At 60.3% G+C, this 13,268-nt stretch carries 11 protein-coding genes; 5 read left to right on the top strand and 6 right to left on the bottom strand.

Translation table 11 applies throughout. From position 1 onward, the window contains the following. Positions 1–10: 10 nt before the first annotated feature. Positions 11–1,315 carry a phospholipase gene (locus FBY04_RS06540; protein ID WP_145314816.1) on the bottom strand — a complete coding sequence of 435 codons (1,305 nt, stop codon included), beginning with the start codon at positions 1,313–1,315 and terminating at the stop codon, positions 11–13. A 240-nt stretch (positions 1,316–1,555) separates the two neighbouring features. Between FBY04_RS06540 and kdgD the strand changes: the two genes are divergently transcribed. The 5 genes from kdgD to FBY04_RS06515 all read left to right on the top strand — a co-directional run bounded on the left by kdgD (position 1,556) and on the right by FBY04_RS06515 (position 8,184). Then, entirely contained in the window at positions 1,556–2,467 is a 912-nt protein-coding gene (kdgD, locus tag FBY04_RS06535) for a 5-dehydro-4-deoxyglucarate dehydratase (RefSeq protein WP_084318086.1), read from the top strand. Between the two features lie 75 nt (positions 2,468–2,542). Then, on the top strand, positions 2,543–3,988 hold the full coding sequence (locus tag FBY04_RS06530; protein WP_084318087.1) for an aldehyde dehydrogenase family protein: 1,446 nt from the start codon (positions 2,543–2,545) through the stop codon (positions 3,986–3,988). Between the two features lie 143 nt (positions 3,989–4,131). Next, complete coding sequence (locus FBY04_RS06525; protein WP_145314815.1) at positions 4,132–5,502, top strand: MFS transporter; 1,371 nt, start codon at positions 4,132–4,134, stop codon at positions 5,500–5,502. An 11-nt stretch (positions 5,503–5,513) separates the two neighbouring features. Then, complete coding sequence (gene garD, locus FBY04_RS06520; protein WP_145314814.1) at positions 5,514–7,067, top strand: galactarate dehydratase; 1,554 nt, start codon at positions 5,514–5,516, stop codon at positions 7,065–7,067. 175 nt (positions 7,068–7,242) lie between these two features. Continuing rightward, positions 7,243–8,184, top strand: coding sequence for an AEC family transporter (locus FBY04_RS06515; protein WP_084318090.1), 942 nt, complete (start codon positions 7,243–7,245; stop codon positions 8,182–8,184). Positions 8,185–8,338: 154 nt separating this feature from the next. Here FBY04_RS06515 and FBY04_RS06510 read toward each other — a convergent pair whose 3' ends face one another. From FBY04_RS06510 to gatA, 5 genes are all read right to left on the bottom strand, one after another. Beyond that, positions 8,339–8,719 (bottom strand): carboxymuconolactone decarboxylase family protein, encoded by a 381-nt coding sequence (locus tag FBY04_RS06510; RefSeq protein ID WP_084318091.1) that lies wholly within the window; start codon positions 8,717–8,719, stop codon positions 8,339–8,341. Further along, complete coding sequence (locus tag FBY04_RS06505) at positions 8,716–9,777, bottom strand: calcium/sodium antiporter (RefSeq protein ID WP_145314813.1); 1,062 nt, start codon at positions 9,775–9,777, stop codon at positions 8,716–8,718. Before FBY04_RS06505 ends, FBY04_RS06510 begins: the two co-directional genes overlap by 4 nt. Positions 9,778–9,827: 50 nt before the next feature. Then, complete coding sequence (locus FBY04_RS06500) at positions 9,828–10,196, bottom strand: septal ring lytic transglycosylase RlpA family protein (protein WP_145314812.1); 369 nt, start codon at positions 10,194–10,196, stop codon at positions 9,828–9,830. 149 nt (positions 10,197–10,345) lie between these two features. Then, positions 10,346–11,791 carry an Asp-tRNA(Asn)/Glu-tRNA(Gln) amidotransferase subunit GatB gene (gatB, locus tag FBY04_RS06490; protein ID WP_084318094.1) on the bottom strand — a complete coding sequence of 482 codons (1,446 nt, stop codon included), beginning with the start codon at positions 11,789–11,791 and terminating at the stop codon, positions 10,346–10,348. Between the two features lie 10 nt (positions 11,792–11,801). Continuing rightward, entirely contained in the window at positions 11,802–13,253 is a 1,452-nt protein-coding gene (gatA, locus tag FBY04_RS06485) for an Asp-tRNA(Asn)/Glu-tRNA(Gln) amidotransferase subunit GatA (protein WP_084318095.1), read from the bottom strand. Positions 13,254–13,268 lie beyond the last annotated feature (15 nt).

Raw genomic sequence — 13,268 nt, 5'->3', positions numbered from 1 at the left:
GATCTCCTTATCAGGCTACGTTGCCAGTCGGGTTGTAGTCCTTGAGCAGCAGGTAAGTGCTCCAGCCCCACCAGTCATCGACGGTGGCGGTGTCATTCAGGTTATTGACGTCCTTGCGCCGCAACACCTTGTTGCCCTCGACCTTGAACAGCGGCGAGAAATTACCCGCCGGGCTCAACACCGCTTGCAGATCCGGCAGTTTTTTCAATGCCGCGAAACTGCCCGGCGACGGGGTGATGCCGCTGAGGTAAGCCGCGAAAATCTCATCCGCCGACACCTGGACCGCTTGATTGACCTGGATGCGATTGGCGCTGTCGATTGCATCGAAGTAGCGCTTGTCGCCATACGCATGCCATTGAGCGCCGTCGCCATTGCGCACGTTGAGGCCGAACTTGCTGTCTTCGTCGTGCATGAAACGGGTAATCAACGAGCCCAGGTCGCTCGGCGTGACCACCGCCGCCAACTGTTTGCGCGGCACGCGCAGGTGGCCGGCGGAAAACAGGTCGGTCAGGTAGTGATCGGCGAAAGCGTTCATCGCGTAGGCCAGTTCCAGCGACGTGTCATCGCCACTGTTGTGGGCGATCACCGCTTGTTGCAGCGCGGCGGTGTGCCCGGCGATGTAGGCCAGCAGTGCCCACTCGGCGAAGTGGTCAGCGTTGTTGGCGGCCAGTTTCAGGTAGCGGCCCAATGGGTACAGGGCTGAGACGAAACTGCCGCCGCCGGTGATTTTGTTCCACTCTTCTGACAACGTATCACCCAGTGCGTCATACGCCTCGTGGGGCTGTTTGCCATCTTTGATTGCCTGTTTAACCGCAGCGATTTCCTTCTGCATGACAGCGAGAATCAGCTTCGCCTCGGCATTGGACGCCGGCAGGACCGCCAGGGAATTGAAAGCCTCGGTAAAGCGCTGGACCCGGTCGGCAGCGGTTACGCCTTCGCTGACCGGTTTATCCGCAATTCCATAGAAATCACCTCCCAACGCAACGACCTGCCCATAGGTCAGTGCCAAGCCGTTCGGCAGGTGCAGCTCGACCTGCGACGCCACGATCGCGGGTGCGTCCTTGACGAAACGCAGCAGCGTGTTATCGCCGATGGCCGTGTGTTCACCACCCTCGAACCTCAGCTGTGGCTTGCCTTTCACGGCGTTACCGAATGCAGAGGTGGGCGGTTGATGGGCGTCGGTGCCATGGGTGTCGAGGCGCAGGACCAGATGGTCATTACCGGTAATGGCGATGCCGTTCTCGGTAAACAGATCATCCAGACCCGCGATGACCTGCTTCGGTTTTTCCTGGGTTTGTGCGTGTAGACCTGACATTTCTATCTCCTTGATATGTCGTCGGTATGTTTCAAGATAACTGTATGTATATACAGTTATTCAGAGCATAGAGGAGAACTTTCCTACGTCAAGAAAATACTTTTCCGACGCATAAATTTTGGATGCCGCGATGAAATGCAGTTGACGGTTGTTTTTTAAGTTGTACGATGACCTACAACTTCGGCGCAGGCTGAACGATTTCCTCACACACACAAACGTGCAACTCAGGGTGTTCGAATAATGAATCCACAAGAACTGAAGTCCATCCTCTCTTCCGGTCTGCTGTCTTTCCCGGTTACCGATTTCAATGCTCAGGGCGACTTCAATCGCGCGGGCTACATCAAACGTCTCGAATGGCTGGCCCCATACGGCGCCTCGGCTCTGTTCGCCGCAGGCGGCACCGGTGAGTTCTTCTCTCTGGCGGCCAGCGAATATTCGGAAATCATCAAGACTGCCGTCGACACGTGCGAAACCAGCGTGCCAATCCTGGCCGGTGTGGGCGGTTCGACCCGCCAGGCCATCGAATACGCACAGGAAGCCGAGCGTCTGGGCGCCAAAGGTCTGTTGCTGCTGCCGCACTACCTGACCGAAGCCAGCCAGGACGGTGTCGCCGCCCACGTTGAAGCCGTGTGCAAATCGGTAAAAATCGGCGTGGTGGTTTACAACCGCAACGTCTGCCGCCTGACCGCGCCGCTGCTGGAACGTCTGGCCGAGCGCTGCCCGAACCTGATCGGCTACAAGGATGGCCTGGGCGATATCGAGTTGATGGTGTCGATCCGTCGCCGCCTCGGCGATCGCTTCAGCTACCTGGGCGGTTTGCCAACCGCCGAAGTCTACGCAGCGGCCTACAAGGCGCTGGGCGTGCCGGTCTACTCCTCGGCGGTGTTCAACTTCATCCCGAAAACCGCGATGGATTTCTACCACGCCATCGCTCGTGAAGATCACGCCACCGTTGGCAAGATCATCGATGACTTCTTCCTGCCGTACCTCGATATCCGTAACCGCAAAGCCGGTTACGCGGTGAGCATCGTCAAGGCGGGTGCGAAAATTGCCGGCTATGACGCAGGTCCTGTGCGTGCACCGCTGACCGACCTGACCGGCGAAGAGTACGAAATGCTCGCCGCGCTGATCGACAAGCAAGGTGCGCAGTAACACACCCGATTAAACAAGGCCGCTGAGCAATCAGCGGCTTTTTGTGTGAGGACTTCTTTTAAAAGGTGCAGTCCAGTGGCAGATGCAAAACGCTTTGATAACTACATCAACGGTGAATGGGTTGCCGGCAGCGATTACTGCGCCAACATCAACCCGTCCGAACTGACCGATACCATCGGCAACTACGCCAAGGCCGATCTGGCCCAGGTCCACGCCGCCATCGACGCTGCTCGCGCCGCGTTCCCGGCCTGGTCCACATCCGGCATTCAGGCGCGTCACGACTCGCTGGATAAAGTCGGTACCGAAATCCTCGCTCGCCGCGAAGAACTCGGCACCTTGCTCGCCCGTGAAGAAGGCAAAACCTTGCCTGAAGCCATCGGCGAAGTGACCCGCGCCGGTAACATCTTCAAGTTTTTCGCCGGTGAAACACTCCGATTGTCCGGCGACTACCTGCCGTCGGTACGTCCGGGCGTCAACGTTGAAGTCACTCGTGAAGCATTGGGCGTCGTTGGCCTGATCACCCCGTGGAACTTCCCGATCGCGATCCCGGCATGGAAAATCGCCCCGGCCCTGGCCTATGGCAACTGCGTCGTGCTGAAACCGGCTGATCTGGTTCCGGGTTGCGCGTGGGCACTGGCTGAAATCATCTCCCGCGCAGGCTTCCCGGCCGGCGTGTTCAACCTGGTGATGGGCAGTGGTCGCGTGGTGGGCGATGCGTTGGTGCAGAGCCCGAAAGTCGATGGCATCAGTTTCACCGGCTCCGTCGGTGTCGGTCGTCAGATCGCCGTCAGCTGCGTGTCGCGCCAGGCCAAGGTTCAGCTGGAAATGGGTGGCAAGAACCCGCAGATCATTCTCGACGACGCCGACCTGAAACAAGCGGTCGAGCTGTCGGTGCAGAGCGCGTTCTACTCCACCGGTCAGCGTTGCACGGCATCCAGCCGTTTCATCGTCACCGCCGGCATCCACGACAAGTTCGTCGAGGCCGTGGCCGAGCGCATGAAGTCGATCAAGGTCGGCCACGCGCTGAAAGCCGGCACCGACATCGGTCCTGTGGTTTCCCAGGCCCAGCTTGAACAGGACATGAAGTACATCGACATCGGCCAGTCCGAAGGTGCGCGACTGGTCAGCGGCGGTGGTCTGGTGACTTGCGATACTGAAGGCTACTACCTCGCACCGACGCTGTTTGCCGACAGCGAAGCGGCGATGCGCATCAGCCGTGAAGAGATCTTTGGCCCGGTGGCCAACGTGGTTCGCGTTGCGGATTACGAAGCGGCACTGGCCATGGCCAACGACACCGAATTCGGTCTGTCGGCGGGCATCGCCACCACGTCGCTGAAGTACGCCAACCACTTCAAGCGCCACTCTCAGGCCGGGATGGTGATGGTCAACCTGCCGACCGCGGGCGTGGATTACCACGTTCCATTCGGTGGGCGTAAAGGCTCATCCTATGGTTCCCGCGAGCAGGGTCGCTATGCGCAAGAGTTCTACACGGTCGTAAAAACTGCCTACGTCGGTTCCTGATCCACCTGCAGGAGCCGGCTGGCTGGCGATCGCATCACCACGGTGTAAATGACACACCGAGGTGCCTGCATCGCCAGCAAGCCGGCTCCTGCAAACAACATCGTTATTACCCGCATAAAAATAATCAGTGGGAGTACATCTACATGCAATCGACGCAAAAGCCGACTCACGTCCGCTATTTGATCCTGCTCATGCTGTTTCTGGTGACCACGATCAACTACGCCGACCGGGCTACCATCGCAATCGCCGGCTCCAGCCTGCAAAAAGACCTCGGCATCGACGCGGTCACCCTCGGCTACATCTTCTCTGCATTCGGTTGGGCCTACGTGGCCGGGCAAATTCCCGGTGGTTGGCTGCTGGACCGTTTCGGTTCGAAAAAAATCTACGCGCTGAGCATTTTCACCTGGTCATTGTTCACCGTGCTGCAGGGTTATGTCGGCGAGTTCGGCATGTCCACGGCGGTGGTTGCGCTGTTCATGCTGCGCTTTCTGGTGGGCCTGGCCGAAGCGCCATCCTTCCCCGGCAACGCACGCATCGTGGCGGCCTGGTTCCCGACCGCTGAACGCGGCACTGCATCGGCGATCTTCAACTCGGCGCAATACTTTGCCACCGTGCTGTTCGCGCCGCTGATGGGCTGGATCGTCTACAGCTTCGGCTGGCAGCACGTGTTTATCGTCATGGGCGTGATCGGCATTATCTTCTCGGGTATCTGGCTGAAGGTGATCTACAGCCCGCGCCAGCACCCGATGATCAACGATGCCGAGTTCAAGCACATCGCCGACAACGGTGGCATGGTCGACATGGACCAGGACAAAGGCAAAGGCACCAAGGCTGACGGTCCGAAGTGGGACTACATTCGCCAGTTGCTGACCAACCGCATGATGCTCGGCGTGTATCTGGGCCAGTACTGCATCAACGGCATTACCTACTTCTTCCTGACCTGGTTCCCGGTGTACCTGGTGCAAGAGCGCGGGATGACCATCCTCAAGGCCGGTTTCATCGCCTCGCTGCCGGCGATCTGCGGCTTCATCGGTGGTGTGCTCGGCGGGGTGATTTCCGATTACCTGTTGCGCAAGGGCCACTCCCTGACCTTCGCCCGCAAGGCACCGATCATCGCCGGCCTGTTGGTTTCCAGCAGCATCGTGGCCTGCAACTATGTCGATGTTGAATGGGTGGTTGTCGGCTTCATGGCCCTGGCATTCTTCGGCAAAGGCGTGGGCGCGCTGGGTTGGGCCGTGGTGTCCGACACCTCGCCAAAACAGATCGCCGGTCTCAGCGGTGGCTTGTTCAACACCTTCGGCAACATCGCTTCGATCACCACCCCGATCGTCATCGGTTACATCATCAGCTCCACCGGCTCGTTCAAATGGGCGCTGGTGTTTGTCGGTTGCAACGCACTGGTTGCAGTGTTCAGCTACCTGGTGATTGTCGGCCCGATCAAGCGTGTGGTGCTCAAAGAGCCGCCAGTCAGCGGCCCTGAAACCAACAACAAATTGTCTCAAGCGCATTCCTGAGGAGCGGCGTCATGCAGTTGATTGAACACTCCGACTCGCCGCGCTACATCCGCCTGCACGAGCGGGACAACGTAGTGATTGTGGTCAATGACCAGGGCGTGCCCGCCGGCACCGAATTTCCCGATGGCCTGGTGACTGTGGACTTCGTGCCACAGAGCCATAAAGTCACCCTGGAAGACATTCCGGTGGGCGGCCAGGTGATTCGTTATGGTCAGACCATCGGCTACGCGTTGCAGCCGATTCCGCGTGGCAGTTGGGTCAAGGAAGATCAACTGCGCATGCCTACCGCGCCGCCGCTGGACAGCTTGCCGCTGTCCACCGAAGTGCCGGCCGCGCAGGCACCGCTCGAAGGTTTCACGTTCGAGGGGTATCGCAACGCCGACGGTACTGTCGGCACGCGCAACATTCTGGGGATTACCACCACGGTTCAGTGCGTCACCGGGGTGCTCGATCATGCGGTCAAACGCATCAAGGACGAATTGCTGCCCAAGTATCCGAACGTCGATGACGTGGTGGCGCTGACCCACAGTTACGGTTGTGGTGTGGCGATTACCGCGACTGATGCGTACATCCCGATCCGCACCGTGCGCAACCTGGCCCGCAACCCGAACCTGGGGGGTGAAGCCTTGGTCATCAGCCTGGGTTGCGAGAAATTGCAGGCCGGGCAGGTGATGCATGAGAACGACAGCTCGGTGGATCTGAGCGATCCGTGGCTGTATCGCTTGCAGGATTCGAGTCACGGTTTCACCGAGATGATCGAGCAGATCATGGCGCTGGCCGAGACCCGTTTGAAGAAGCTCGATCAGCGTCGCCGGGAAACCGTGCCGGCGTCCGAGCTGATCCTCGGCATGCAGTGCGGCGGCAGCGATGCGTTCTCCGGGATTACCGCCAACCCGGCGCTGGGTTTTGCCTCGGACCTGTTGCTGCGCGCAGGCGCGACGGTGATGTTTTCCGAAGTCACCGAAGTGCGTGACGCGATTTACCTGCTGACCTCCCGTGCCGAAACCGAGGAAGTCGCTCAGGAACTGGTGCGGGAAATGGACTGGTACGACCGTTACCTGGCCAAGGGCGAAGCGGACCGCAGTGCCAACACCACGCCGGGCAACAAGAAGGGCGGGCTGTCGAATATTGTCGAGAAGTCGTTGGGCTCGATCGTCAAATCCGGCAGCAGCGCAATCAACGGGGTGCTTGGCCCTGGCGAACGCTTCAAGCGCAAAGGCCTGATTTTCTGTGCGACCCCGGCCAGTGATTTTGTCTGCGGGACGTTGCAACTGGCGGCGGGGATGAACCTGCATGTGTTCACCACCGGGCGCGGTACGCCATATGGCTTGGCGATGGCGCCGGTGGTGAAGGTGTCGACCCGGACTGAATTGGCGCAGCGCTGGCCAGACCTGATCGACATCGACGCCGGGCGGATTGCGACCGGGCGGGCTTCTATCGAGGATCTTGGGTGGGAGCTGTTTCACTACTACCTGGACGTGGCCAGCGGCAAGAAGCAGACGTGGGCCGAGCAGCATAAGCTGCATAACGACATCACCTTGTTCAACCCGGCGCCGATTACCTAAGACCGAGTCGCCTGCATCGCGAGCAAGCCCGCTCCTACATTCGACCGCGTACTGCCAGAAAGAATGCGATCAAATGTGGGAGCGGGCTTGCTCGCGATAGCGGTCTAACAGACGCCAGAGGACTTGGTGGCTTATCATTAGCCCCCTAACGAGGCCCACCCAAGGTTCACCCGGCATGCTGGCAATCTTTCTGGAAACCCTGAACATCACCGCGCCGGTGTTTGCCATGCTGTTTCTGGGTGTGCTGCTCAAGCGCATCGACTGGATCAACGACAACTTCATTCACACCGCGTCGGCCCTGGTGTTCAACGTCACCATGCCGGCGTTGCTGTTTCTGGGCATCCTGCATGCCGACCTGCACGCCGCGCTGCAACCGGCGCTGCTGATCTATTTCTCGATTGCGACGCTGGTGTGTTTCGCCATCGCCTGGGGCTGGGCGATCTGGAAGTGTCCGCGTGAAGACCGCGGGATTTACACCCAGGGCGCCTTTCGCGGCAACAATGGCGTCATCGGTCTCGCACTGGCGGCGAGCATGTACGGCGATTACGGGATTTCCCTCGGGGCGATTCTCGCGGCGCTGGTGATCCTGTTCTACAACACCCTCTCGACCATTGTGCTGGCGGTCTACAGCCCGGTGATCAAGTCCGACCCTTGGAGCATCTGCAAAAGCGTGATGATCAATCCGCTGATCATCAGCGTGTTTGCGGCGGCGCCGTTTGCGTATTTCAAGATCGGTTTGCCGGGCTGGCTGGAGACGTCCGGTCAGTACCTGGCGCAAACCACGTTGCCGTTGGCGTTGATCTGCATTGGCGGCACGCTGTCGCTGGCGGCCATGCGCAAGAGCGGCAAGTTGGCATTGAGTTCAAGCCTGGTGAAGATGATCGGCCTGCCGGTGCTGGCAACGCTGGGCGCGTGGTTATGGGGTTTTCGCGGCGCGGAGTTGGGGATCCTGTTCCTGTACTTCGGGAGCCCGACCGCGGCGGCCAGTTTTGTCATGGCCCGGGCGGCCAATGGCAATCATGAGTTGGCGGCGGCGATCATTGTGATCACCACGCTGATGGCGGCGGTGACCACCAACATCGGGATCTTTTTGTTGCAGTGGGGTGGGTGGATTTAACTTGGGGTTTGCGGTGTTTTGTCGGGCCCCTTCGCGAGCAAGCCCGCTCCCACACTGGTCCGAGCTGTAAACAAATGTTGTGTCCACTGGCGATCAAATGTGGGAGCGGGCTTGCTCGCGAAGACGGCCGAACTGTCAGCACAATTCGGGCTGATTACTCGGGCTTCTGGTAGGTATCAATCACTTCCTGCGCCGCCCGAAACGCGTCGATCGCCGCCGGCACGCCTGCATACACCGCACAATGCAGCAACGCCTCGCGAATCTCTTCCACGGTGCAGCCGTTGTTCAGTGCACCGCGCACGTGGCCTTTCAATTCCTGCGGGCACTTCAACGCGGTCAGTGCGGCGAGGGTAATCAGGCTGCGGGTTTTCAGCGGCAGGCCTTCGCGATTCCACACGCTGCCCCAGGCGTGTTCATTGACGAAATCCTGCAACGGCTGAGTGAACTCGGTGGCATTGCCCAGCGCGCGGTCGACGAAGGCGTCGCCCATCACTTGGCGGCGGACTTCAACGCCGGGCTTTTTTGGGTCGGTCATGGCAATTCCCTCTTGTGGTGTTGGCGACGCCAGGCGCGCAGCGACGTGAACAACAGAAACGCCACCAGCGCCGGCAGGACGAAAATCAGCATCAGGTGTTCAAGCTTGCCCGCCAGCGGCATGCCGGTGGTGAACGACACCACGTGCAGACCGTACGCCAGGTACAAACCCAGAAACAGCAGACCTTCGGCGCGGGTCACCCGATAACCGGAATAGAACATCGGCAAGCACAGCGCCGCGACGCCGAGCATCACTGGCAAGTCGAAATCCAGCGCGTTGGGCGAGACCGACAACGGTGACGGCGCGATCAGTGCGGTAACGCCCAGCACGCCCAGAAGGTTGAACAGGTTGCTGCCGATCACGTTGCCTACGGCGATGTCGCGCTGACCACGCAAGGCCGCGATCAACGAAGTGGCGAGCTCCGGCAGGGACGTGCTGACGGCGACGATGGTCAGGCCGATGATCCTTTCCGACAGCCCCAGGTCTTTGGCGACCGATACCGCGGCGCCCAACAGCAAATGCCCGGCGTACACCAGCATCGCGAGACCGGCGACGATCATCAGCAGGCTGCTGAACCACGGCACTTGCGGGGTGTCATGCGTTGTCGATTGCGGACGGACCGAGTGCCGCGACTGTCGCAGCAACAAGCCCAGATACAGTGCCAGCGCCGTCAGCAGCATCACGCCATCGATGCGGGTGAGTTCTTTATTCCAGGCCAGAACGAACACCAGCAGACTGGCGCCGATCATCAACGGAATGTCCAGGCGCACCAGTTGCCGCGAAACCCGCAGCGGGATGATCAGCGCCGAGAGCCCAAGGGTTACGAGGATGTTGAAGATGCTGCTGCCAATCACGCTGCCGACGGCGATGTCGGCGTTCTGCGCCAGGGTGGCTTGCAGGCTGACCGCCATCTGCGGCGCGCTGCTGCCCAGGGCGACGATGGTCAGGCCGATGATCAGCGGCCGTACATGCAGTCGCGCGGCCAGGCGCACGGCGGCGCGCACCATCAGCTCGGCGCCGGCGATCAGCAGAACCAGGCCGCTGAGCAGTTCAATCATGCTGATCAGTGGGATGTCGGCAAGTCCGAAAATGGTCGGGGCTCCGTCAGTCAGTCGAGGGCTTGCACGCGAACCCGTGCGGTGCCGCTTTTGATCATGCCCAGTTGCTCGGCGGCCTCATGAGACAAGTCGATCAGGCGCCCGCGAATGTGCGGCCCGCGATCATTGATGCGGACCACGCAGGATTTGTCGTTTTTCAGATTGGTGACCTTCACCCGCGTACCAAAGGGTAGTTGGCGGTGGGCGGCGGTCAGGGAATTCTTGTCGAAACGTTCACCACTGGCGGTGCGTTTACCCTGGTGTTTGGCGCCATAGTAGGACGCCATGCCTGTCTGGTCGTAGCCGTGTGGATCGACGACATCGGTGCTGGCGCAACCGGCGAGCAGCGAGAGCAGGGCGGCACCAAGTAGACGTTTCATTCAATGGTTTCCACATACAAATGTGGGAGCGGGTTTGCTCGCGAAAACGGCTGCACATTCAACACTTTTGTCGACTGTCAGACCGCTTTCGCGAGCAAGCCCGCTCCCACAGGGATTTGAGCCAGATTTGAGTGCTGGCTCCATTCTCATCAGCCTTCGAGCTTGCTTTTCAGCAGTTCGTTGACTTGTTGCGGGTTGGCCTTGCCTTTGGAGGCTTTCATGGCCTGGCCGACGAAGAAGCCGAACATCTTGCCGCGTTTGGCTTCGTCTGCCGCGCGGTATTGCTCGACCTGCTCGGCGTTGGCCGCGAGCATTTCGTCCAGCACCGCCGAGATCGCGCCGGTGTCGGTTACTTGCTTCAGACCGCGCTTGTCGATGATCTCGTCCGCGCTGCCTTCGCCGTTGGCCATGGCTTCAAACACCACTTTGGCGATTTTGCCGGAGATGGTGTTGTCCTTGATGCGCAGCAGCATGCCGCCCAGTTGCTCGGCCGAAACCGGCGACTGCTCGATGTCCAGGCCTTGCTTGTTGAGCAGGCTGCCCAGTTCCACCATGACCCAGTTGGCCGCCAGTTTGGCGTCGCCACTGATGCTCACGACTTTTTCGAAGTAGTCGGCTTGCTCGCGGCTGGTGGCCAGGACGCTGGCGTCGTAGACCGACAGACCGAACTGCTCCTGGAAACGCTCGCGTTTCTGCGGTGGCAGTTCCGGCAATGTTGCGCGCACGTCATTGAGGAACGAGTCCTCGATAACCACCGGCAGCAGGTCCGGATCGGGGAAGTAACGGTAGTCGTTGGCTTCCTCTTTACTGCGCATCGGACGGGTTTCGTCCTTGTTCGGGTCGTACAGGCGAGTCTGCTGGATCACCTTGCCGCCGTCTTCGATCAGCTCGATCTGACGCTGCACTTCGCTGTTGATCGCCTTCTCGATGAAGCGGAAGGAGTTGACGTTCTTGATCTCGCAACGCGTGCCGAATTCGACCTGGCCTTTAGGACGGATCGACACGTTGCAGTCGCAACGCAGCGAACCTTCGGCCATGTTGCCGTCGCAGATGCCCAGGTAGCGCACCAGCGCGTGGATCGCCTTGACGTAAGCCACGGCTTCCTTGGCGCTACGCATGTCCGGTTCGGAGACGATTTCCAGCAGCGGCGTGCCGGCGCGGTTCAGGTCGATGCCGGTGGCACCGCTGAACTCTTCGTGCAGGCTTTTACCGGCGTCTTCTTCCAGGTGCGCGCGGGTGATGCCGACGCGTTTGACCGTGCCATCTTCCAGGGCGATGTCCAGGTGGCCCTTGCCGACGATCGGCAATTCCATCTGGCTGATCTGGTAGCCCTTCGGCAGGTCCGGGTAGAAATAGTTTTTACGGGCGAACACGTTGTGCTGGCCGATCTCGGCATCGATGGCGAGACCGAACATCACCGCCATGCGCACCGCTTCCTGGTTCAGCACCGGCAGTACGCCGGGCATGCCGAGGTCAACCAGGCTGGCCTGGGTGTTCGGCTCGGAACCGAAGGTGGTGGAACTACCGGAAAAGATTTTCGACCGGGTGGTGAGCTGGGTATGAATCTCCAGCCCGATCACGACTTCCCATTGCATGTGTTTCTCCTCAGAAGCCGGTTGGGGTGCGGGTGTGCCAGTCAGTGTTCAGCTGATACTGGTGCGCAACGTTGAGCAAGCGGCCTTCCTGGAAATACGGGGCGAGCAGTTGCACGCCGACCGGCAGACCGTCGACAAAACCTGCAGGCATGGACAGGCCCGGCAGACCCGCGAGGTTGGCGGTGATGGTGTAGACGTCTTCCAGGTACGCAGCGACCGGGTCGCTGCTCTTGGCGCCGAGCTTCCAGGCCGGGTTCGGCGTGGTTGGGCCGAGAATGATGTCGACCTCATTGAAGGCGGCCATGAAGTCGTTCTTGATCAGGCGACGAATCTTCTGGGCCTTCAGGTAGTAGGCGTCGTAGTAACCGGCGGACAGCGCGTAGGCGCCGACCATGATCCGGCGCTGCACTTCCACGCCGAAACCTTCGCCACGGGAACGCTTGTACAGGTCTTCCAGGTTTTTCGGGTCTTCGCAGCGATGGCCGAAACGCACGCCGTCGAAACGCGACAGGTTGGAAGAGGCCTCCGCCGGAGCGATCACGTAGTACGCAGGGATCGCGTGCTGCATGTTCGGCAGGCTGATTTCCTTGATCACGGCGCCGAGTTTTTTCAGCTCTTCGACACTGGCCATGACCAGGTCGGCGATGCGCGGGTCCAGGCCGGCGCTGAAGTATTCTTTCGGCACGCCGATGCGCAGGCCTTGCAGCGAGCCGTTGAGGCTGGCGCTGTAATCAGGCACGGGTTCATCGATGCTGGTGGAGTCCTGCGGATCGAAGCCAGCCATGCCTTGCAGCAGGATCGCGCAGTCTTCGGCCGTGCGGGCCAATGGACCGCCCTGATCGAGGCTGGAGGCGTAAGCGATCATGCCCCAGCGCGAAACGCGACCGTATGTCGGTTTCAGGCCGGTGAGGTTGGTCAGTGCAGCGGGCTGACGGATCGAGCCGCCGGTATCGGTGCCGGTAGCTGCCGGCAACAGGCGCGCCGCGACCGCCGCAGCGGAACCGCCGGACGAACCACCTGGAACGTATTCCAGATTCCACGGGTTTTTCACCGCGCCGTAGTAGCTCGACTCGTTGGCCGACCCCATGGCGAATTCGTCCATGTTGGTCTTGCCCAGCGTCACCGCGCCGGCAGCCGCCAGTTTGGCAACCACGGTGGCATCGTACGGAGCTTTGAAGTTGTCGAGCATCTTCGAACCGCAACTGGTGCGGATGCCCTGAGTGCAGAACAGGTCTTTGTGAGCGATCGGCGCACCAAGCAGGGCGCCGTTCTCACCGTTAGCCCGGCGTGCGTCAGCGGCTTTTGCCTGCTGGAGCGCCAGGTCTTCGGTGAGGCTGATAAAACTGTTGAGCTGAGGATCGAGCTGGGCGATACGCGCCAGCAGGGTTTTGGTCAGCTCTTCGGAAGAAAACTTTTTATCGGCGAGTCCGCGGGCGATCTCGGCCAGAGTCAATTGATGCATTGCAGGCTCTTTCCC

The organism is Pseudomonas sp. SJZ080 (assembly GCF_007828295.1).
Taxonomy (GTDB): Bacteria; Pseudomonadota; Gammaproteobacteria; order Pseudomonadales; family Pseudomonadaceae; genus Aquipseudomonas; species Aquipseudomonas migulae_A.
The sequence above is the reverse complement of the archived record's forward strand: the minus strand, read 5'-3'. Positions and strand labels throughout refer to the sequence as shown.

Coding starts and splice junctions, on each gene's coding strand:
- FBY04_RS06525 (WP_145314815.1), top strand. CDS start 4,132: ATGCAATCGACGCAAAAGCCGACTCACGTCCGCTATTTGATCCTGCTC.
- kdgD (WP_084318086.1), top strand. CDS start 1,556: ATGAATCCACAAGAACTGAAGTCCATCCTCTCTTCCGGTCTGCTGTCT.
- FBY04_RS06500 (WP_145314812.1), bottom strand. CDS start 10,196: ATGAAACGTCTACTTGGTGCCGCCCTGCTCTCGCTGCTCGCCGGTTGC.
- gatB (WP_084318094.1), bottom strand. CDS start 11,791: ATGCAATGGGAAGTCGTGATCGGGCTGGAGATTCATACCCAGCTCACC.
- FBY04_RS06540 (WP_145314816.1), bottom strand. CDS start 1,315: ATGTCAGGTCTACACGCACAAACCCAGGAAAAACCGAAGCAGGTCATC.
- FBY04_RS06505 (WP_145314813.1), bottom strand. CDS start 9,777: ATGATTGAACTGCTCAGCGGCCTGGTTCTGCTGATCGCCGGCGCCGAG.
- FBY04_RS06510 (WP_084318091.1), bottom strand. CDS start 8,719: ATGACCGACCCAAAAAAGCCCGGCGTTGAAGTCCGCCGCCAAGTGATG.
- gatA (WP_084318095.1), bottom strand. CDS start 13,253: ATGCATCAATTGACTCTGGCCGAGATCGCCCGCGGACTCGCCGATAAA.
- garD (WP_145314814.1), top strand. CDS start 5,514: ATGCAGTTGATTGAACACTCCGACTCGCCGCGCTACATCCGCCTGCAC.
- FBY04_RS06515 (WP_084318090.1), top strand. CDS start 7,243: ATGCTGGCAATCTTTCTGGAAACCCTGAACATCACCGCGCCGGTGTTT.